Source organism: Streptomyces sp. SM11, from assembly GCF_002910905.1.
Classification (GTDB): domain Bacteria; phylum Actinomycetota; class Actinomycetes; order Streptomycetales; family Streptomycetaceae; genus Streptomyces.
The window spans coordinates 103,632-122,650 of record NZ_NEUE01000244.1; the positions used below are offsets into that span (position 1 = coordinate 103,632).

Here is a 19,019-nt window from a genome sequence, read left to right on the forward strand (position 1 = left end):
CCGCCACATCGGCGGCGGTGAGGCGTCCCGCCGCCTCCAGCCGGGCGGCGAGCTCGGGCGAGCGGCCCTCCCGGGCCGCGTCCTCCGCGTCCCGGGCGAGGGCGGCGCCGCTGAAGTGGGCCTCCAGGCAGCCCCGGTTGCCGCAGGCGCAGGCGCGGCCGTCCGGTTCCACCTGGATGTGGCCGATGTCCCCGGCGCTGCCGGTCGTGCCGCGGTAGACCTCGCCGCCGACGACGATGCCGCAGCCGATGCCCGTACCGATCTTGACGCAGAGGAAGTCGCCCACGGAGCGGGCCACGCCCGCGTGCTGCTCCCCCATCGCCATGAGGTTCACGTCGTTGTCGACCATGACGGGGCAGCCCAGCTCCTGGCTGAGCGCCTCGCGGACCGGGAAACCGTCCCAGCCGGGCATGATCGGCGGCGCGACCGGCACACCCTCGGGGAAGCGGACGGGGCCGGGGACCCCGATGCCCGCACCGTCGAAGCCGTCGGCGAGCCCGGAGGCCCGCAGCTTGGCGGCCATCGACAGGGCCTGCTCGAAGACGGCAACGGGTCCCTCGCGCACGTCCATCGGGTGGTTGAGGTGTCCCAGCACCTCCAGCTCCGCGTTGGTGACGGCCACATCAATCGAGGTGGCACCGATGTCGACCCCGAGGAAGCGCAGTTCGGGAGCGAGCCGGATGTTGTGCGAGCGGCGCCCGCCGCGCGATGCGGCGAGTCCGTCGGCCACCACCAGACCGGTCTCCAGCAGCCGATCCACCTCGACGGCGAGCTTCGAGCGTGAGAGCTCGACCTGATCACCCAGTTGCGCACGGGAGTTGGGGCCACCGTCGCGCAGCAGTCGGAGCAGCCGCGCCTGATGCGCGTTCGCGGGTCGTGCCGTCATACGTCTCACGCGTCCCTCCCCGCCACATCGGCCAGTCCGTCGGGCTTTCGAGGGAACGTAGCAGCGCTTTCCCGGGGTGGGAAGAAGTTGCGCAGGAATCGGCCCCACCTTTCTCCACACCCAGGACAAAGATGCGGGGGAAGACCGGGGAAGCGGTCAGGGACGGCGGGGAGAGGCTGCGGTCAGGGGCAGCGGATGACCTGGCCCGCGTAGGAGAGGTTTCCGCCGAATCCGAAGAGCAGGACGGGCGAACCGGAGGCGACCTCGCCACGCTCGACCAGCTTGGACAGGGCCATCGGGATGGAAGCGGCCGACGTGTTGCCGGAGTCGACGACGTCCCGCGCGATGACGGCGTTGACCGCGCCGATCTTGCGGGCGACGGGCTCGATGATCCGCAGATTCGCCTGGTGCAGGACGACGGCGGCCAGATCCTCCGGGGCGATACCCGCCTTCTCGCAGACCCGGCGGGCGATCGGGGGGAGCTGGGTGGTGGCCCAGCGGTAGACGGACTGCCCCTCCTGCGCGAAACGCGGCGGCGTGCCCTCGATGCGGACCGCGTTGCCCATCTCCGGCACGGAACCCCACAGCACCGGTCCGATGCCGGGCCCGTCCGGGGTGTCGGGGGCGGCCGGGTCGGCGGTGACGACCGCGGCGCCCGCACCGTCGCCGAGCAGGACGCAGGTGCTGCGGTCGGTCCAGTCCGCGATGTCGGCCATCTTGTCGGCGCCGATGACCAGTGCCCGGGTGGCCGCACCGGCACGGATCGCGTGGTCGGCGGTGGCCAGCGCGTGCGTGAAGCCGGAGCACACCACGTTGATGTCCATCACCGCCGGCGAACCCATGCCGAGCCGTGCCGCGACCCGCGCCGCCATGCTCGGGGACCGGTCGATCGCGGTGGAGGTGGCGACGAGGACCAGATCGATGTCCGCGGGCACCAGCCCGGCCGTGGCCAGCGCCTTGGCTCCCGCGTGCGCGGCCATCTCGTCCACCGGCTCGTCGGGGCCACCCACATGGCGGGTCTTGATACCGACCCGGCTGGTGATCCACTCGTCGCTCGTGTCGACCATGGCCGCCAGGTCGTCGTTGGTGAGCACCTTGGCGGGCTGGTAGTGGCCGAGCGCCACGACACGTGAGCCGGTCATACGGGTTCCCATCGTCAGGTAGGGCAGGAAACATCCAGTCTTGGTCGCTACTGCCGGGTACGGGGGCACGTGATCCCACAGGAAACCGGCCCACACGTTGGAGCCTTGACAACAGCCCGGTCAGCATGCTGCGTCGGCGGCTGCGACACGCCGGTGCGAGTGCCGGACAATGACGGGGTCAGCTTTCGGCTTCCGTACACGGGCAGAGGCCGCCGCACAACGGACAGAATCGGGTTCACATCCATGGGACGGGTCACCGAACGCCGCCGCACCCTCCGCATCCGGGACGGTGCCGTCTCCTCCCGCGCGGACACCCTGGTGGCGGAGGAACCACTGGAGATCCGTCTGAACGGTCGGCCGCTGGCCATCACCATGCGTACGCCGGGCGACGATTTCGCGCTCGCCGCGGGCTTCCTGGTCAGCGAAGGGGTGATCGCCGAAGGGGGTGAGGTGCAGTCGATCGTCTACTGCGCCGGGGCGACGGCGGACGGTGTGAACAGCTACAACGTGGTGGACGTGAAGCTCGCGCCCGGCGTCGAGGTCCCCGACATCACGCTGGAGCGGAACGTCTACACCACCTCCTCGTGCGGCCTGTGCGGCAAGGCCAGCCTGGACGCGGTGCGCACCACGACCCGGCACCCCGTGGCCGACACTCCCCCGGTACGGATCACCCCGGAGCTGCTGTCGGCCCTCCCGGACCGGTTGCGGGCCGCGCAGCAGGTGTTCGACCGGACGGGCGGCCTGCACGCCGCCGCGCTGTTCTCCGAGGAGGGCGAGCTGCTGGACATCCGCGAGGACGTCGGCCGGCACAACGCGGTCGACAAGCTGGTGGGCCGGGCGCTGACGGACCACCGGCTGCCCCTGTCGCGGGCCGTTCTGCTGGTGTCGGGCCGGGCCTCGTTCGAGCTGGCGCAGAAGGCCGTGATGGCGGGGATCCCGGTGCTCGCGGCGGTCTCGGCGCCGTCCTCGCTGGCGGTGGACCTGGCGGCGGAGAGCGGGCTGACGCTGGTCGGCTTCCTGCGCGGCCCGTCGATGAACGTGTACGCCGGTGAGCACCGGATCGCACTGGAGGCGGCGGACCGGCAGGGCTGAGGCGCGGCGCGGACGGGAACGGTGTGCTCTCCGGGCACCGCCCCGGCGACCAGGCCCGTGACCGGGGCATACGAGGCCGGCGCTCACTCCCCCGCGAAGGCCAGGCCCTCGGCGGCCAGCGCCTCGCGGAGCACCCTGATCGCCTTCGGGCCGACACCGTGGAGCGCGAGCACCTCGGCAGCGGTCACGGAGGTGAGCTGGGCGAGGCGGGTGTAGCCCGCCGCCCGCAGGGCGCGGCGGGCCGGGTTGCCCGCCCCGTGCGGAAGTTCGTCGGCGGTCGTACCGGGCTCGTCACTCATGGCGCTTCCTCGCTGTCCGCTACCGGCTACCGGCTACCGGCTACCGGCTACCGGCTACCGGCTACCGGCTACCGGCTACCGGCTACCGGCTCACCGTAACCGGTGGGTCCGACAACGCTCCGGAAGCGGATTCGGCCGGGTCCTGCGGCGTTTCGGGGTCGCGGGAGCGGCGTTTGGCGATCACCGCGCAGACCATCAGCTGCATCTGGTGGAAGAGCATCAGCGGCAGTACGGCCAGACTCGCGTGAGCCCCGAAGATCACGCTCGCCATCGGCAACCCGGCCGCCAGGCTCTTCTTCGACCCGGCGAACTGGATGGCGATCCGGTCCGCCCTGCCGAACCCGAGCCGCCGCGCCCCGTACCAGCTCAGGGTGAGCATCAGCGCCAGCAGGACCGCCTCCGCGGCGAGCAGTGCGCCGAGCCGGGCCGGGGTGACCTGCTGCCAGACGCCGGCGACCATCCCCTCGCTGAAGGCGGTGTAGACGACGAGCAGGATCGCCCCCCGGTCGACCAGCCCGAGCACCTTCTTGCGCCGGGTGAGAAAGCCGCCGACCCAGCGGCGCAGCAGCTGTCCGGCGAGGAACGGGACGAGCAGCTGGAGCACGATCCGCAGCAGGGAGTCCGCCGAGAACCCTCCCCCGGTCGAGCCGAGGAGCAGGGCGGCGAGCAGCGGGGTCAGGAGGATCCCGGCGAGGCTGGAGAACGATCCGGCGCAGATCGCGGCGGGCACATTGCCCCGGGCGATCGAGGTGAAGGCGATGGACGACTGGATCGTCGAGGGGACCAGGCACAGGAAGAGGAAGCCCGCCTGGAGCTCGGGCGTCAGCACGTACGGCACCAGTCCGTTGCTCGCCAGCCCCAGCAGCGGGAAGACGACGAAGCTGCAGGCCAGAACGGCGAGGTGGAGGCGCCAGTGCTTGAGCCCGTCGAGCGCCTCGGCCGCGGAGAGCCGTGCCCCGTACAGGAAGAACAGCAGGGCGACCGCGCCGGTGGAGGCCCCGCCCGCCACATCGGCGGCGGTCCCCCCGGCGGGCAGCAGCGCCGCGAGGAACACGGTCGCGGCCAGCGCCAGGATGTAGGCGTCGACCGGCAGCCAGGACGGCGGTCGCGGGATGCGGCGGGTCATGTGCGGGGGCTCCGGCGGTAGGTGATCCGTTTCGGCATCCATCCTGCTCCCGTACCGCGCCATCGGGAATCAGGTATACCGCTCTGACTGTCATCACGGGTACCGATAACGTGACCTCATGGACGCCACGTACGACCCCGCCCAGCTGCGTACCTTCCTCGCCGTGGCCCAGACGCTGAGTTTCACCCAGGCCGCGCGCAGGCTCGGGATCCGCCAGTCCACGGCCAGCCAGCACGTGCGGCGGCTGGAGGAGGCGACCGGGCGGCAGCTGTTCGCCCGGGACACCCATCGCGTCGACCTCACCGAGGACGGCGAGGCGATGCTCGGCTTCGCTGGGTCGATCCTGTCGGCGCACGAGCGGGCCGCGGCGTTCTTCGCGGGTACGCGGCTGCGCGGCCGACTGCGGTTCGGGGCCTCCGAGGACTTCGTGCTGACCCGGCTCCCCGAGATCCTGGAGTCCTTCCGCCGCGACCATCCGGAGGTCGAACTCCAGCTCACCGTGGAACTGTCCGGGACGCTGCACCGGCAGCTCGATGCGGGCCGGCTGGATCTGGTGCTGGCCAAGCGGCGCACCGGTGACACCCACGGCGAGCTCATGTGGCGGGACGCGCTGGACTGGATCGGCGCACCGCAGCTGCGCCTCGATCCGGAACGCCCCGTGCCGCTGGTCGTCTTTCCGCCGCCGGCCATCACCCGGGCCCGCGCCCTGGAGGTGCTGGAGGAGCACGGGCGCGCCTGGCGGATCACCTGTACGAGTACGAGCCTGAGCGGTCTGGTCGCGGCGGCGCGGGCGGGCCTGGGGGTGATGGCGCATTCCCGGGGGATGATCCCGCCGGGGCTGGTGCCGGTTCCGGCCAGGACGGGGCTGCCGGAGCTCGGCGGCGTCGACTTCGTACTGCTGCACGGGAACCGCCGGGGCGCGGCCCAGGAGGCGGCCGACGCGTTGGCCTGCGCGATCCTGGCGGGCGGCGACCGGCTGCACCGTGGGACCGGCGGCGGGGCGGCCTCATAGGGGGTGTATCGGCCCGCAGGGTTGTTCACGCGGGTGATGGCCGGCCGGCCGCCGGGTGCGGTCCGGCAGCGGACGTCGAGCCTGGCGGAGGCCCTCAGCAGACGCGTCTTCACCGTCGCCTCCGTGATGACCGGCCGGCGGCCGATCTCCGGAGTGCCGGGCGTTTCACCGGGCCGGCCTCCAGGTAGTTGTCCCATGCCGGCAAGCCAGGGTTGGGCATGTCCACCGGCTGTTGGACAAGCGCGTGTGGGACTCGTCCGCCGACCGGTGGAAGGGGAGGGTCGGGCCCGGCCGTGTTCTCGGGACCGGCAGTGGTCGCGGCGGGTGGATTCGGTGGAGATTCCGGTGCGAGCCGCTTACTCCTCGGTCAGAACTGGACCGGCCACGTGCCCGAGCCTTGCCCATCTGGCCGGATTTCAACGGTAGACCTGTGCGGACGGCATGCTGTGCGGAGCCTCCGGGCCCCTCCCGCCGGCCGCTCGCCTGGGGTAGCGTCGCGGTGCTGTGCGGAGCGCCATTAGGAGCATGTCATTGCGCGATTTCACTGTCCCACCCATGGCGGCGGCGCCTCAGGTCGGCGGCCTGGCCGATGTGGTCTTCGACCACGCGGAGGACGATCCGCACCGCGTCGCGCTCGGCCGTAAGGACGCCGGGGGCCAGTGGCGTGATGTGACCTCTGCGGACTTCCGCGACGCGGTGCTGGCCCTGGCCAGAGGAATGATCGCGCACGGGGTGCGATTCGGCGACCGGGTCGCGTTGATGTCCCGTACGCGCTACGAATGGACGCTCTTCGACTTCGCGCTCTGGACCGTCGGGGCCCAGTCGGTGCCGATCTACCCGACCTCCTCGGCCGAGCAGGTCCTGTGGATGCTGCACGACGCCGAGGTGGTGGCGGTGATGGTCGAGCACGAGGACCACGCGATGACCGTCGGCTCGGTGATCGACCGGCTGCCGCATCTGAAGCGGCTGTGGCAGCTGGACGCCGGAGCGATGGACGAGCTGCTCGGGGCGGGCGCGAACATCGACGACGAGGTGGTGCACCGGCACCGGCGCGCGGTCACGCCCGAATCCGTGGCGACCGTCATCTACACCTCGGGGACGACGGGCCGCCCCAAGGGGTGTGTGATCACCCACGCGAGCTTCATGTTCGAGAGCGACACGATGGTGACGCGCTGGGAGCCGGTGTTCCGTTCCAAGCCCGGCGACGAGGCGGCCACCCTCCTCTTCCTGCCGCTGGCCCATGTCTTCGGGCGGATGGTCGAGATCGCCGCGGTCCGTGGCCGGGTCAAGCTCGGCCATCAGCCGGAACTGTCCGCGAACGCGCTGATGCCGGACCTGGTGGCGTTCCGGCCGACGTTCATCCTGGCGGTGCCGTACATCTTCGAGAAAGTGTTCAACGGGGCCCGGCGCAAGGCCGATGCGGATGGCCGGGCCGGGCCGTTCGACAAAGCCGTCGACATCGCGGTGAAGTACGCCGAGGCGCTGGAGCAGAAGGCGTTCGGGGACGGGCCGGGGCCTTCGGCCGGGCTCCGGATGCAGCACCAGTTCTTCGACAAGGTCGTCTACAAGAAGGTCCGCGACGCGATGGGCGGCCGGGTACGGCACGCGATGTCGGGCGGTTCGGGCATGGACCGCCGGCTCGGGCTGTTCTTCGCGGGTGCCGGGGTGAGCGTCTTCGAGGGGTACGGACTGACCGAGTCGACCGCCGCGGCGACGGCGAACCCTCCCGAGCGCACCCGGTACGGGACGGTCGGGCAGCCGATTCCGGGAACGGCGGTGCACATCGCGGACGACGGCGAGGTGTGGGTGCACGGGCCGAACGTGTTCTCCGGCTATCTGGGCAGTCCCGCGGCCACCCGGGCGGTGCTGCGGGACGGCTGGCTGGCGACGGGGGACCTCGGTGCGCTGGACGAGGACGGCTATCTGACGATCACCGGGCGGAAGAAGGAGATCCTGGTGACGTCCGGCGGCAAGAGCGTCTCCCCGGCCGGTCTGGAGGAACGCGTACGGGCGCATCCGCTGGTGGCTCAGTGCATCGTCGTCGGCAACGACCGCCCGTACATCGCGGCGCTCGTCACCGTCGACCAGGAGTCCGTGGACCACTGGCTGACGATGCGGGGCCGCACCCCGCTCGGCCCGGCCGACCTGGTGCGGGACCCGGACCTGGAGATGGAGGTCCGCCGGGCGGTGGTGGCCGCCAACACGGCGGTGTCCCAGGCCGAGTCGATCCGTACGTTCCGGATCCTGGCCCATCCGTTCACCGAGGAGCTGGGGCTGCTGACGCCGTCGCTGAAGCTGAAGCGCAGGGCGATCGAGACGGCGTACGCGGTCGAGGTCGACGCGCTCTACCACTGATGCCGACGCCCCCTACCACTGATCCGGCGGCGGAACGGCGCGACAGAGGCTGCCGGAGCAGGGCGGGAATGCCTGGGCCCGCCCGGTCGTTGTCGTGGAGAGTTATCAACCGACGACGTTAGGATCGATCGCTCGTGAGCCAGGTCCCCTCCATCACCCTCAACAACGGCCTCAACATGCCGCAGCTCGGTTTCGGTGTCTGGCAGGTGCCGGACGGCGAGGCGGAGAAGGCGGTCGCCACGGCGATCGAGACCGGGTACCGGAGCATCGACACCGCCGCGATCTACGAGAACGAGACGGGCACCGGCAAGGCCATCGCCGCTTCCGGCGTCGCCCGCGACGAGCTCTTCGTCACCACGAAGCTGTGGAACAGCGAGCAGGGCCACGACCGCGCCCTGCGTGCCTTCGACGACTCGCTGGACAAGCTCGGCCTGGACTACGTCGATCTGTATCTGATCCACTGGCCGGTCCCGGCGAAGGACGCGTACACCGACACGTACAAGGCGTTCGAGAAGATCCTCGCCGACGGCCGCGCGAAGGCGATCGGCGTGTCGAACTTCCACCCCGAGCACCTGAAGCGGCTGCTCGGCGAGACCTCCGTGGTTCCGGCCGTCAACCAGATCGAGCTGCACCCGCAGCTCCAGCAGGCCGAGTCCCGCGCCTTCCACGCCGATCGCGGCATCGCCACCGAGGCTTGGTCGCCGCTGGGACAGGGCAGGGGCCTGCTGGAGGTGCCGACGGTCGTCGCCATCGCCCAGAAGCACGGCCGTACGCCCGCCCAGGCGGTGCTGCGCTGGCATCTGCAGACCGGCAACATCGTGATCCCGAAGTCCGTGACCCCGTCGCGGATCAAGGAGAACCTCGACGTGTTCGGCTTCGAGCTGGACGCCGACGACCTCGCTGCCTTCGCGGCCCTGGACGAGGGCAAGCGGCTCGGCCCCGACCCGGCGGAGTTCAACGTCGGCGCCTGAGCCTTTGGCCGACGACGGCGCCCCCACCGTGATCATGGTGGGGGCGCCGTCGTCGGCCGTGTCCCAGCGGCAGCACACACATCGACCGGGGAGACAGGAACATGAGTGGCGAACTCGCGCCCGTCGTCGAGGCGGGCCCGTACCGCCTGCGCAACGTCGGCAGCCGGCTGTTGCTGGAGTTGTACGGCGCGGCCAAGGGCAGCGGGGCCCGGGTCCAGCAGGGCGAGGACGACGGGACGGCCGCGCAGGTGTGGCGGCTCTCCCCGGTGCACGAGGGCGCGGCCCTCTTCCACCTGGTCAACGAGCACAGCGGGAAGCGGCTGGACGTGGCAGGCGCCGGCACGGAGAACGGCACCCGGATCCAGCAGTGGAAGGCCAACAACTTCGGCGCCCAGGAGTGGCTGATCGAGCAGCACGCGGAGGCGCCCGGGACGGTGACGCTGGTGAGTTTCATCAGCGGGCTCGTCATGGAGGTCGCAGACCGTTCCACCGAGGACGGGGGCACGATTCAGCAGTGGGAGGACACCGACTCCCCCTTCCAGTGGTGGCAGTTGGAGCCGACGTAGTCGGCGAAGCCGCCCGGCGGGCGGCCCAGTGCGCGCCATACGCCGTCGGAACATGGCCGTCCGTGCCGCGCCGGACCGGTCTCACAGCCACGGCATACTCCTCCGCCTCGGCGACCGGTCGCCGCGGAGATCTCGGTGACGGCCTCGGCGATAGTCAGGGCCCTGGGGCCGGAGAGTTCGCAGGTCTGCCCCGCATGGCCGTCCTCGTCGGGTGCCGCGACCTCGACCGCGGCCGCGACGAGGTATTCGGCGTCGCCGAAGGAGGAGAGACGCGCGGGTGAGGGTGGGGTACGTGACGGCTCGCGGCGACCCGACCCGCGACGGTTACCGCGCAGGAGAGCTGCACGCCCGGTACTCGGTGCCGTTCTCCGATCCCGTCGAGTGGTTCGGGACGGGGACCGGGGAAGTGGGCGGGTGCCAGGTGAGGATCCAGCCGGCGGTAAGCGCCACCGCGCCGCCTGCCAGGGCGATTGCGCCGCCTGTTCCCATGCCTGCGGCCACCGCGCCCAGGCAAACCGGTCCGACGCCCTGCAGTGTCATGCTGCCGGAGCCGAGCAGGCCGAAGGCCTGGCCATGGCCGTCCTGCGGCAGGGCGTCCAGGAACGGGCGTTGCAGGCCGAGACCGTAGGCGTATCCGAGGCCGCTGAGCAGCAGCAGACAGGACGAGACGCCCACTCCGGGCTCGGCGGCGAAGCCGATCAGGGGCAGCCCCGCCAGTGCGACCAACGGGACTACCAGGCGCTCCCGGGCGCGTGGCCGTAGCAGTCGACCCACCAGCAGGTCACCGACAAGCATGCCGACCGGCAGACAGCCCATCAGCACGGCGTACCGGCCGGGCGCGAATCGGTGTTCTCCCGCGTAGGCGACGATGAGGCCTTCGGCGCCCGCTACGAGCGCGACGGGTAGCCACTGGGCCAGCATCAGTCGTCGCACCGTGCGTCCGCGCAGCAGCAGGCCCGCACCCTGCAGGCTTGCCCGGACGGCCCCGCCATCGCCCCCGGCGCTGCCGGGTGTGCCGCCGGACGTCCCCGGCCGCAGCAGGGGAAGCCGGATGCGGACAGCGAGCGCGCAGCCCAGGTAGAGGACGGCGCTGACCGCGAGCGCCCGGCGTGGGCCGAGTGCCGCGACGGCCGCACCTCCCAGTGCCAGACCGAACAGTTGCGCCCCGGCGCCGGCGATGTTGTTCAGCGAACGGCCCAGTACATAGGCGTCACCCTCCAGCGACTGAGCGACCAGCCGACTCGACGCGCCGTGGAACACAGGTGTGGCGAGAGAGACCAGCGCCACGACACCGAGGCTTGCCGCGACCGGCATCCGCACCAGGGCGAGCAGCAGGGCGGTGGCGCACGTCAAGGCGTAGCCGCCGGTGATGAGCGCGCGGGACGGCAGCCGGTCGGCCAGTGAGCCCAGCAACAGCGAACCGAACAGCTGCGGGATGAAGCCGATGCCGAAGGCCACTGCGCTCAGCAGCGCGGAGCCGGTGGACGAGAAGACCAGAACCGAGAACGTGGTGATCCGCAGCGCGTCCGCGGTGATCGCGACGGCGCGTGTGGAGAAGAGCAGCCGGAATCGCGGCTCGGCCAGCACCTCCCGGTAGGTGGCACGGTGGTTGCCCTGCGCGGGCTCGACGGTTGGGGTCATGACGCCCAGCCTTGCCGTGTGCCCACGTCACTCACCAATGGTTCGTCGCTGGACGAATATGAACAGACGTCCCTCGGTAGCATGGCCGGGTGCTGCGCTTCGAAGTCTCCGTCGAGGATCTGCTGCGCAGCCGCTTCGCGTTGTCGCCCGCGCTGGACCTCTGCTTGCTGCTGCGCTTGCTCGTCGGCCAGGACAGGCCGCTGCCGCGAGCCTGGGCCGCCCGGCTCCTGCCGGTCTTTGAACGGCTTCGCCGTGAGACCGAACTGGACGCCGTCCTCGCCCTGCACACCCCGCACGGCGGACCGAACTTCGTCGCTCCGCCCCCGCGCGGCCTCAACCAGACCTGGGCGGACGACCTGACCATGATCCGGGCCACACCGCTGGAAGCGGCCCGCCACGAATTCGCCGCCACCACGACCGGCCCGTCCGCCCGTGATCCCCGCGTACGCGCGGTGCTGGACTCTCCGGACGCCGTCTCCAGGATCGCCGAGGCGATGGACCGGGCCTGGCACGAACTGCTCGCCGCGGACTGGCCGCAACTGCGCGCGATCTGTGAGCGCGATGTCGTGCACCGGGTTGGGGTGATCGGCGAGCACGGCTGGGTCACGACCATCGAGAGCCTGCACCAGGGCGTCGCCTGGCGCGCCGGCGGTATCGAGATCGGCTTCTTCCGAGGCGGGACAGTCCGCCTCGCCGGCGACGGGCTCCTCCTGATCCCTTCGGTCTTCGTCGGGCATATCGCCGCCCACCTGGAAGACCCCTGGCCCAGGACCCTGGTCTATCGTGCCCGCGGCACCGCCGCCCTGTGGGGCGAACCGGAGACCGTCCCCCAGCCGGACGCGCTGACCGCTCTGGTCGGCCGGGCCCGAGCCCGGCTGCTGGTGGCGCTGGACACCCCGGCCAGCACCAGCCACCTCGCCCGAAGCCTCGCCATGGCACCCGGCGCGGTAGGAGACCACCTCGCCGTCCTGCGAGGCGCGGGGCTGCTCGTCCGCGCCCGGTCCGGACGGTCGGTGCTCTACCGGCGCACCCCGCTCGGCGAGGCACTGGTCGCCGGTACGGGCTGAGGATTCAGACCAGCACTGCTTTCTTGAGGCGCCGCCAGCAGATGATCGCGCGCGGCCAAGGGCGAGGAAGGCCTGGTGGAGATCGGCGTGGATTCCCAGCGGATACGCAGTCGGCGGAACCAGCGCAGAAGCGCGAAGGCCGCTTCGACGCCCCAGCGATTCTTGCCCAGGCCGCTGCCGCGGTCGGCGTAGCGGCCGTCGGGGCGCCGACGGGATCGTCCGCGCTTGCCGCGGATGGGCGGTACGGCGTGTGGATCAGGGAACCCTGGCCCACCTCGTCAGCCGGTGACGCCGTGCTGGAGCCGCTTCTCGGCGCAGCGCGGATGGCGGCCACTGACACATCGGGATGGAGCCAACCGCACATCGGGCAGACAGCTCTCGTCGTAGTGGACGCGGGCACACCTGACCGCCTCCACCAGCAGGGTGAGCAGGCTCAGCCACGATGTTTCGCCCTGGTGTTCTGCCGTTCCGGCCCTCTTTGCCGCTGGCGGCGGTGGTCCGGGCCGGGCACCGGCCGCGTACGGGTGAGCCCGCATGTTGGTGGAGCTGTTCGCCGAGGACGTCCGGGACTTCTTCCTCACTCTTGTCGGGGAGCGACGGATCCGCCGGGCATCCCCTGGTCACGCCGGCCCAGGTGCACCGTACGGGCGGTGAGCAGGTGGACGTCGGGGCGGTGGTGAAGGCCCTCGGGGTCCTCGGGGTCCAGCAGGCGTTCCAGTACGGCGCTGTCCTCGGGCGTCAGCAGGTCGCCGATCACCTCGCGCTCGCGGGTGATACTCGCGACGACATGGTCGCGGGCGGGCCGGGCGAGCGGGGCGGGCAGGTCGAGGAGGAAGCTGCGGGTGCCCTGCGGGACGAGGCCGACCGCGGTGAAGAGCGCGCTCCAGTCCTCGGTCTCCCGCTTCGCGCCCGGGAGTTCGGACCGCATGTACTCGAAGCGGGTGGCGGCGGCCGCGCCCATGCGGGCCTCCAGGCCGGGCTGTCCGATGCCGATGTCGCGGGGCAGCCGCCGGGTGGGCAGTCCGCCCTCGACGAGCGCGACCGTGCCGCCGGGGCGCAGGAGCCCGGCGAAACCGGCCAGAGCGGCGCGCTGGTCGCCCAGGTGGTGCAGGGAGTTGCCCGCCCAGATCAGATCGGCCTCGCCCAGCCGGTCGAATTCTTCGGGGAGTTCGGCCTCCAGGGTCTGGAATCGGTCGATCACACCGAGGCGGCGAGCGCGGTTCTTCGCGCGTTCCAGGAGAGCGGGCGTGGCGTCCACAGCCACCACCTCTGCCTCCGGGAAGACCTCGGCCAGCAGGCAGGAGACGACGCCGGGACCGCAGCCGATGTCCAGGACCCGGCGAACCTTCGGCGCGGTGGGCAGAGCGGCGATCCAGCGGGCCGCATCCTCGTACTGCGCGCTGTTGAGTTCGGCCTCCTGCTCCAGCAGGGGGCCCAGGACATTCCAGTCGATGTCCGTCGCCGGGTCGCCCCCTGATCCGTGCGCGTGAGCATGGGCATGGGCATGAACACGGGCCTGTACGGGGGTGGCGGATGCGTGCGCGTCGTGGTGGCCGTGACCGGCGTGGCTGCTCATGGGGTCAGCCTCCCCGAACGACGATTGCGTGGCAATCTTCATTGCCGATCCGGCAAATCGACATGGCCTCCGGGCAGGCCGCCGCGGTACTCGTTCGGGCTGACTCCCCTGACTTCCCTGACCCGCTTGAACGCGACCCGCGTACGCGTCACCCCTGGAGGAGTTCGGAGTGCCCGTCCGGAGGCGGGATTCCTGGCCGAGCTGTTCGCGACGCTGCTGGACGGCCACAACACGGCGACGACGGACGAGGTGAAGCGGCCCTGGGGCTGGAGCCGAAGGACTTCACCGCGTTCGCCCGCGAGGCTGCCGGGGACTGCGTCCGGCACGGCTGAACCGGATCGCCGTTCCCCGCCGCCCGGCCCGGCGGAGTACACCCCCGTATACACCGACCGAACGGTAGGCGGAGCGCACATATTGCCGGGGTGCTCCCTGGCCCATAACTTGCCCTTATGGAGCTCGAGTTGCGCCATCTGCGAACGGTCCGTGCCATAGCCGACACGGGCAGTCTCACCAAGGCCGCCGCCACACTGGGGCTTGCCCAGCCCGCTCTCAGCGCTCAGCTGCGGCGGATCGAGAAGGCCCTGGGCGGCGCGCTCTTCGACCGCGACCACACCGGAGCACGTACCACCCCGCTCGGCGAACTGGTGCTGGAGCGGGCCCGCGTGGTGCTGCCCGCGGTCAGCGAACTCCAGGCGGAGGCCGTGCGGTTCGCCAATGCCGCGGGGTCGCTCGACCGGTTCCGGCTGGGCGGCACGCACGGTCCGCTGCTCGGCGGTCTGGTGGACCGGATGGCCGCCGCGCACCCGTCGGTGCCGGTGTCGACGTACACCTCGTGGTCGGTGGCCGAGATCGCCTCGCTGGTGATCGACGGGCGGCTGGACTTCGCGCTGATCGGTACGTGCGGCGAGAGTCCGCCGCCGCTGGCGGACCGGCTGGTCTGGGAGGTCGTCGGCGTGGACCCGGTCTTCGTGATGCTGCCGGAAAGCCATGCCCTGGCCGGCGAAGCGGAACTGGACCTGGCCGCGCTCGCGGACGAGTGCTGGGCGGACGTGCCGGGCGAGGGCTGCTTCGCCGACTGCTTCACCGCGGCCTGCGCACGATCGGGCTTCACCCCGGTGTCGGTGTACGAGACGGACACCTCATCCGTCGTCCATCTGGTGCAGGTGGGGCGGGCGATAGGCCTGTGCCGGGCGACGTTCCCGCCGGTGCCCGGCCTGGTGACCAGGCCACTGGCCGGTGCGCCGCTCAGCTGGCGCCATCTGGTGGGCTGGCACCCGCACTCGCCCGCCGCGGACGCCGCGGCGGGGACGGTGGCCGGGGCGACCCGCGCGGCGTACGCGGAGGCGGTGTCGCGCAGCCCGAGCTACGCGCAGTGGCTCGGCGCGCACCCGAGGTTCGGCACGGTGGCCTGACCGGACTATTCGGCTCCGTGGGCCGGGGCGGCGGCCGCCACCCGGGCGGCGAGCGCGAGGTCCTTCTCGGTGACCGCACCTCCAGCGTCGTGCGTGTGGACGGAGAGGGCCACCGTGTTGTAGCCGAGCCTCAGGTCGGAGTGATGATTCAGCTCGTCCTGGATCCGCGCGATGTGGACCGTCAGAGCGGCGGCGGCGAAGTGGGAGGGCAGCCGGTAGCTCCGGGTGATCCGGTCCCCCTCCAGCGCCCAGCCGGGCAGGCTCGCCAGCCGGCGGTCGATCTCGGTCGGCGACAGCGGTTCGGCGTTCATGGAACGGCTCCCGTGGGTCTTGGTGGTGTGGGTCTTGGTGGATCGGCGCGTGCGTCACCGGCAGGCCGGGGCGGCCCGTACCGGCCCCGGCCCGCCGGTGACGTTACGGTCTTGGCATGACGACTGTCCTGCCCGACACGGAAGTAGGGCCACTGCTGCGCGGCTGGCGGGAGCAGCGACGCATCAGCCAGTTGGAGCTGGCCCTGCGTGCGGACTCCTCGGCCCGCCACATCTCGTTCATCGAGACAGGCCGCTCCCGGCCCAGCGAGGACATGATCCTGCGGCTGGCCGAGCAGCTGGACGTCCCGGTCCGTGAACGCAACGCGCTGCTCGTGGTCGCCGGTTACGCGCCCCGCTACGCGCAGACACCCCTCGACGACCCCGCGATGGCCTCCCTGCGCGAGAGTCTCGACCGGCTGCTCACGGCGTACGAGCCGTATCCGGCGCTCGTGGTGGACGGCACCTACGGGGTGGTGGCGTCCAACCGGGGCATCGCACTGCTGTTGGAAGGGGTGCCGGAGAAGCTGCTGACCCCGCCGGTGAACGCCATGCGGCTCACCCTCCACCCGGAGGGGCTCGCCCCTCGCATGGTGAACCTCCCGGAGTGGCGGGCGGACCTGCTGGCACAGATGGACCGTCAGATCGCCCTCGTACGCTCGCCCGAGCTGCGCGAGCTGTACGACGAGGTGGCCGGCTACCCGGTCCCCGCACGGGCGGACCGCTCGGACCGCACAGACCGGGTGGGCGGCACGGACCGCGCCCTCGGGACGGGCGGCACGGAGCGGGAGCGGCCCGCCGCGTTCGCGCTGCCGATGCTGCTCGAACACGGGGGCCGGGTCCTGTCGTTCGTGTCGTCGATCGCGACGTTCAACACGCCGATGGACGTGACAGTGGCCGAGCTGGCCATCGAGACGTTCCTCCCCGCCGACCGGGAGACCGCCGCCTACCTGCACGCCCACGTCCCGTCCTGATCACCTCAGACGCGGGCTCCGTTGTCGAGCGGATCGCGCCTGGACCCACCGGCACGCCCGCCGCCCGTGCCCTTCCCCTTGCCCGGCACGGGCGGCGGGGCCTGCGCGATCCGCTCCAGAGCCAGCGCCCCGGGTACGGCGGTGAACACCGAGGACCAGGTGCCGACGCAGATGCCGATGAGCAGGGCGAGCGCGAAGTCGGCGAGTGAATCGCCGCCCAGCACCGCGAGGGCGGCCAGGATGAACAGGGCGCCCACCCCGGTGTTCACCGTACGCGGAACGGTCTGGAGGACCGCCCGGCGGGCGATGGTGTCCAGCGGGGTCCGCCGGTTCGCCCCCCACAGCTCCCGTACCCGGTCGAAGACCACCACCGAGTCGTTGACCGAGTAGCCGATGACGGTGAGCAGGGCGGCCAGGAAGATGCCGTCCACCGGCCGACCCAGCCAGGCGAAGGCCCCCACCACGAGGATCACGTCGTGCGCCATGGCCCCGACGGAGGCCACGGCGAACGTCCAGCGGAACCGGATCGCCAGATAGGCCAGCTGCACGGCCACCGCGACCCCCAGGGCGATCAGCGCGTTGCGCCGCAGTTCATCGCCAAGGCTCGGGCCGATCAGCTCGTCCCGTACCTTCGTCGTCTCGCCACCCTCCTCGGCGAGGGCGGTCCGCAGGGCGTGTTCGCCGTCGTTGTCGAGCTTCCCGGTGCGTACCGACAGGTCGCCGTCGCCCGCCGTCGTGACCTCGGCGTCGCCGAACCCCGCGGCGGCGAGCGTGTCCCGGGCCGTCTCGACGTCGACCGGGCGGCTGGTGGAGTACTCCATCAGCCGGCCCCCGGTGAACTCGACGCCCAGGTCGACCCCGCGCACCACGATCCCGGCCACCGCGACGGCGACCAGGGCCGCCGAGACGATGAGCCAGCGGACCGGTTTCCGGAAGAGCCGCGGGTCCTTGCGGACCAGCCAGGTCCGTACGGCGCCGGGGCGCGCGATGCCGTTGACGCTCCGGTAGTCGCTGACGAAGCGGGAGTTCGCGGCGGCCTCGGTGAGCGCGCGGGCGATGACCAGCGCGGAGAACATCGAGGCGGCGACCCCGATGGCGAGGGTGACCCCGAAGCCCTTGACCGGGCCCGAGCCCAGGAAGAAGAGCAGTCCGGCCGCGATCAGCGTGGTCGCGTTGGAGTCGGCGACCGCGCTCCACGCCTTCTTGAATCCGGTGGTCAGCGCGGAGCGCAGAGAGCGTTCCGGCCGTTCGGCGCACTCCTCCCTGGCACGTTCGAAGACCAGGACGTTCGCGTCGACCGCCATCCCGATCGCGAGGACGAATCCGGCGAGCCCGGGGAGCGTCAGCGTGACGCCGAGGGCGACGAGCGCGGCGTAGGCGATCACTCCGTACGCGGCCAGCGCCACGGCGGCCAGCGCGCCGAAGAGGCGGTAGACGAGGGTGATGAAGAGCGCGGTGGCGGCAGCTCCGATGAGGGCCGCCCGGGCGCTCGCGTCGATGGCCGCCGCGCCGAGCGTCGGACCGACGGTCCGCTGCTCGACGATCTCGACGGGTACGGGCAGGGCCCCGCCCTTGATGAGCAGCGCCAGGTCACGTGCCTCGTCCGCGCTGAACGAGCCGGTGATCTGGGTGGCCCCGGACGGCAGTCCGGCCCGGCAGCCGACCGACGGGGCGACCTGCGGCGAGGAGATGACCTTCTCGTCGAGGACGATGGCGACCCGGCGACGGTCGTCCCCGGCGGGATGGCAGGCGGCCTCGCCGGTCAGCCGGGTCCAGTCCTTTCCGGCGTCCTTCCGGAATTCGAGCGACACGCTCCAGCCCGCGCCTCCCTGAGCGTCGAACGCGGCGGCGGCGTTCTCGACGCCCGCGCCGGAGAGCCGGGTGGGGCCGAGGGCGAGGACGCGGCCCTGCTCGTCGGGAAGGGTCAGCCGGTCGGGATCGGCGTCGGGGGCGGGACCGGAGTCGGGGGCGGGGCCGGGGCCCTCGGTCTCCTCGCCCGGATCCTCGGCCGCCGGGCCTTCGACCGCGTGGAAGGTGAGCTGGGCCGTCCGGCCGATCACCTCGGCGGCCTGGCGCGGGTCCTGGACGTCGGGCAGTTCGACGATGATCCGGTCCTCGCCGGAACGGGTCAGGGTCGGTTCGGAGACGCCCAGCGAGTCGATGCGCTGCCGCAGCACCTCCAGGGTGCGGTCGGTGGTCTCCCGGTCCGCCTGGACGGTGGCGGTGTCCCGGGCCTGGAGCACGATACGGGTGCCGCCCTGGAGGTCGAGTCCGAGTCTGGGCGACGTGGTCAAGGTGATGTAGACGGAGACGAGCAGAACGGCGACAGCCAGAACCGCTCGCACCGCGGTGGCGCGAGTCATGGAAATCCTCCGGTGGGGCGCCGGGCGCCCTCACCTCAGTGAGGACGCGACGCCGGTTCGGCAGAACAGGACGGATGACCGGTCGTGGAACCGGTGGTCCTGCCCGGAGGCCCCCGAACGCCGGGGAGCGCGCCCCTGCGGCTGCCGGGTGCGTCGAAGGATTCCGCGGCGGTCCGCCGTACGCCGCCGCGCGGCTCGGCCGGCCACGGCGGAGCGGGCGTCAGCGCAT

The 19,019-nt window shown here is 71.8% G+C and carries 16 protein-coding genes and 2 pseudogenes; 9 read left to right on the forward strand and 9 right to left on the reverse strand.

Annotation, left to right across the window (positions count from 1 at the left end; translation table 11 throughout):
* Positions 1–886: ROK family transcriptional regulator (locus B9S58_RS26000; RefSeq protein WP_258045038.1), on the reverse strand; the 886-nt coding region annotated here is incomplete at its 3' end.
* 182 nt (positions 887–1,068) lie between these two features.
* Positions 1,069–2,028, reverse strand: a complete 960-nt coding sequence (locus tag B9S58_RS26005; RefSeq protein ID WP_103534462.1) for a beta-ketoacyl-ACP synthase III — start codon at positions 2,026–2,028, stop codon at positions 1,069–1,071.
* A 243-nt stretch (positions 2,029–2,271) separates the two neighbouring features.
* Here B9S58_RS26005 and fdhD point away from each other — a divergent pair, with 243 nt between their 5' ends.
* Positions 2,272–3,120, forward strand: a complete 849-nt coding sequence (gene fdhD / locus B9S58_RS26010; RefSeq protein ID WP_103534463.1) for a formate dehydrogenase accessory sulfurtransferase FdhD — start codon at positions 2,272–2,274, stop codon at positions 3,118–3,120.
* Positions 3,121–3,203: 83 nt separating this feature from the next.
* Here the strand turns inward: fdhD and B9S58_RS26015 are convergent, their stop codons facing one another.
* Both B9S58_RS26015 and B9S58_RS26020 read right to left on the reverse strand, forming a co-directional pair.
* Complete coding sequence (locus tag B9S58_RS26015; RefSeq protein WP_103534464.1) at positions 3,204–3,419, reverse strand: DNA-binding protein; 216 nt, start codon at positions 3,417–3,419, stop codon at positions 3,204–3,206.
* Between the two features lie 82 nt (positions 3,420–3,501).
* Positions 3,502–4,545, reverse strand: coding sequence for a bile acid:sodium symporter family protein (locus B9S58_RS26020; protein WP_103534465.1), 1,044 nt, complete (start codon positions 4,543–4,545; stop codon positions 3,502–3,504).
* Between the two features lie 118 nt (positions 4,546–4,663).
* Between B9S58_RS26020 and B9S58_RS26025 the strand changes: the two genes are divergently transcribed.
* The 4 genes from B9S58_RS26025 to B9S58_RS26040 all read left to right on the forward strand — a co-directional run bounded on the left by B9S58_RS26025 (position 4,664) and on the right by B9S58_RS26040 (position 9,449).
* Positions 4,664–5,557: a LysR family transcriptional regulator gene (locus B9S58_RS26025; RefSeq protein ID WP_103534466.1), complete on the forward strand. Its 894-nt coding sequence runs from the start codon at positions 4,664–4,666 to the stop codon at positions 5,555–5,557.
* Between the two features lie 555 nt (positions 5,558–6,112).
* The gene (locus tag B9S58_RS26030) at positions 6,113–7,912 is read left to right on the forward strand and encodes a long-chain fatty acid--CoA ligase (RefSeq protein ID WP_103534467.1); all 1,800 of its coding nucleotides are present in this window, start codon (positions 6,113–6,115) and stop codon (positions 7,910–7,912) included.
* Between the two features lie 134 nt (positions 7,913–8,046).
* Entirely contained in the window at positions 8,047–8,883 is an 837-nt protein-coding gene (locus tag B9S58_RS26035; RefSeq protein WP_103534468.1) for an aldo/keto reductase, read from the forward strand.
* Between the two features lie 101 nt (positions 8,884–8,984).
* Positions 8,985–9,449, forward strand: a complete 465-nt coding sequence (locus B9S58_RS26040; protein ID WP_103534469.1) for an RICIN domain-containing protein — start codon at positions 8,985–8,987, stop codon at positions 9,447–9,449.
* 324 nt (positions 9,450–9,773) lie between these two features.
* On the opposite strand, the gene B9S58_RS26045 is transcribed toward B9S58_RS26040, so the two are convergent.
* A complete protein-coding gene (locus B9S58_RS26045; protein WP_103534470.1) occupies positions 9,774–11,090 on the reverse strand; it encodes an MFS transporter in 1,317 nt (438 codons plus the stop codon).
* A gap of 89 nt (positions 11,091–11,179) precedes the next feature.
* Between B9S58_RS26045 and B9S58_RS26050 the strand changes: the two genes are divergently transcribed.
* Positions 11,180–12,157: a helix-turn-helix transcriptional regulator gene (locus tag B9S58_RS26050; protein ID WP_103534471.1), complete on the forward strand. Its 978-nt coding sequence runs from the start codon at positions 11,180–11,182 to the stop codon at positions 12,155–12,157.
* A gap of 4 nt (positions 12,158–12,161) precedes the next feature.
* Here the strand turns inward: B9S58_RS26050 and B9S58_RS39425 are convergent.
* Both B9S58_RS39425 and B9S58_RS26060 read right to left on the reverse strand, forming a co-directional pair.
* Positions 12,162–12,405: pseudogene (locus B9S58_RS39425) on the reverse strand (IS5/IS1182 family transposase); the annotation flags it as partial.
* 329 nt (positions 12,406–12,734) lie between these two features.
* Positions 12,735–13,733 carry a trans-aconitate 2-methyltransferase gene (locus B9S58_RS26060; protein WP_103534473.1) on the reverse strand — a complete coding sequence of 333 codons (999 nt, stop codon included), beginning with the start codon at positions 13,731–13,733 and terminating at the stop codon, positions 12,735–12,737.
* A 130-nt stretch (positions 13,734–13,863) separates the two neighbouring features.
* Here B9S58_RS26060 and B9S58_RS39430 point away from each other — a divergent pair.
* Both B9S58_RS39430 and B9S58_RS26070 read left to right on the forward strand, forming a co-directional pair.
* Positions 13,864–14,065 (forward strand): annotated as a pseudogene (locus B9S58_RS39430) (NmrA family transcriptional regulator); the annotation flags it as partial.
* 117 nt (positions 14,066–14,182) lie between these two features.
* Complete coding sequence (locus B9S58_RS26070; RefSeq protein ID WP_103534474.1) at positions 14,183–15,145, forward strand: LysR family transcriptional regulator; 963 nt, start codon at positions 14,183–14,185, stop codon at positions 15,143–15,145.
* A gap of 5 nt (positions 15,146–15,150) precedes the next feature.
* Here the strand turns inward: B9S58_RS26070 and B9S58_RS26075 are convergent, their stop codons facing one another.
* Positions 15,151–15,456 carry a 4a-hydroxytetrahydrobiopterin dehydratase gene (locus tag B9S58_RS26075; protein ID WP_103534475.1) on the reverse strand — a complete coding sequence of 102 codons (306 nt, stop codon included), beginning with the start codon at positions 15,454–15,456 and terminating at the stop codon, positions 15,151–15,153.
* 116 nt (positions 15,457–15,572) lie between these two features.
* Here B9S58_RS26075 and B9S58_RS26080 point away from each other — a divergent pair, with 116 nt between their 5' ends.
* Entirely contained in the window at positions 15,573–16,427 is an 855-nt protein-coding gene (locus B9S58_RS26080; protein ID WP_103534476.1) for a helix-turn-helix domain-containing protein, read from the forward strand.
* A gap of 5 nt (positions 16,428–16,432) precedes the next feature.
* Here the strand turns inward: B9S58_RS26080 and secD are convergent, their stop codons facing one another.
* Entirely contained in the window at positions 16,433–18,790 is a 2,358-nt protein-coding gene (gene secD / locus B9S58_RS26085) for a protein translocase subunit SecD (RefSeq protein WP_103534477.1), read from the reverse strand.
* Positions 18,791–19,019 lie beyond the last annotated feature (229 nt).

Excerpts from the sequence above, each read along its gene's own strand:
- B9S58_RS26075 (WP_103534475.1), bottom strand. The coding sequence starts at position 15,456 with ATGAACGCCGAACCGCTGTCGCCGACCGAGATCGACCGCCGGCTGGCG.
- B9S58_RS26020 (WP_103534465.1), bottom strand. The coding sequence starts at position 4,545 with ATGACCCGCCGCATCCCGCGACCGCCGTCCTGGCTGCCGGTCGACGCC.
- B9S58_RS26030 (WP_103534467.1), top strand. The coding sequence starts at position 6,113 with ATGGCGGCGGCGCCTCAGGTCGGCGGCCTGGCCGATGTGGTCTTCGAC.
- B9S58_RS26070 (WP_103534474.1), top strand. The coding sequence starts at position 14,183 with ATGGAGCTCGAGTTGCGCCATCTGCGAACGGTCCGTGCCATAGCCGAC.
- B9S58_RS26060 (WP_103534473.1), bottom strand. The coding sequence starts at position 13,733 with ATGAGCAGCCACGCCGGTCACGGCCACCACGACGCGCACGCATCCGCC.
- B9S58_RS26040 (WP_103534469.1), top strand. The coding sequence starts at position 8,985 with ATGAGTGGCGAACTCGCGCCCGTCGTCGAGGCGGGCCCGTACCGCCTG.
- B9S58_RS26005 (WP_103534462.1), bottom strand. The coding sequence starts at position 2,028 with ATGACCGGCTCACGTGTCGTGGCGCTCGGCCACTACCAGCCCGCCAAG.
- fdhD (WP_103534463.1), top strand. The coding sequence starts at position 2,272 with ATGGGACGGGTCACCGAACGCCGCCGCACCCTCCGCATCCGGGACGGT.
- secD (WP_103534477.1), bottom strand. The coding sequence starts at position 18,790 with ATGACTCGCGCCACCGCGGTGCGAGCGGTTCTGGCTGTCGCCGTTCTG.
- B9S58_RS26015 (WP_103534464.1), bottom strand. The coding sequence starts at position 3,419 with ATGAGTGACGAGCCCGGTACGACCGCCGACGAACTTCCGCACGGGGCG.
- B9S58_RS26080 (WP_103534476.1), top strand. The coding sequence starts at position 15,573 with ATGACGACTGTCCTGCCCGACACGGAAGTAGGGCCACTGCTGCGCGGC.
- B9S58_RS26025 (WP_103534466.1), top strand. The coding sequence starts at position 4,664 with ATGGACGCCACGTACGACCCCGCCCAGCTGCGTACCTTCCTCGCCGTG.
- B9S58_RS26045 (WP_103534470.1), bottom strand. The coding sequence starts at position 11,090 with ATGACCCCAACCGTCGAGCCCGCGCAGGGCAACCACCGTGCCACCTAC.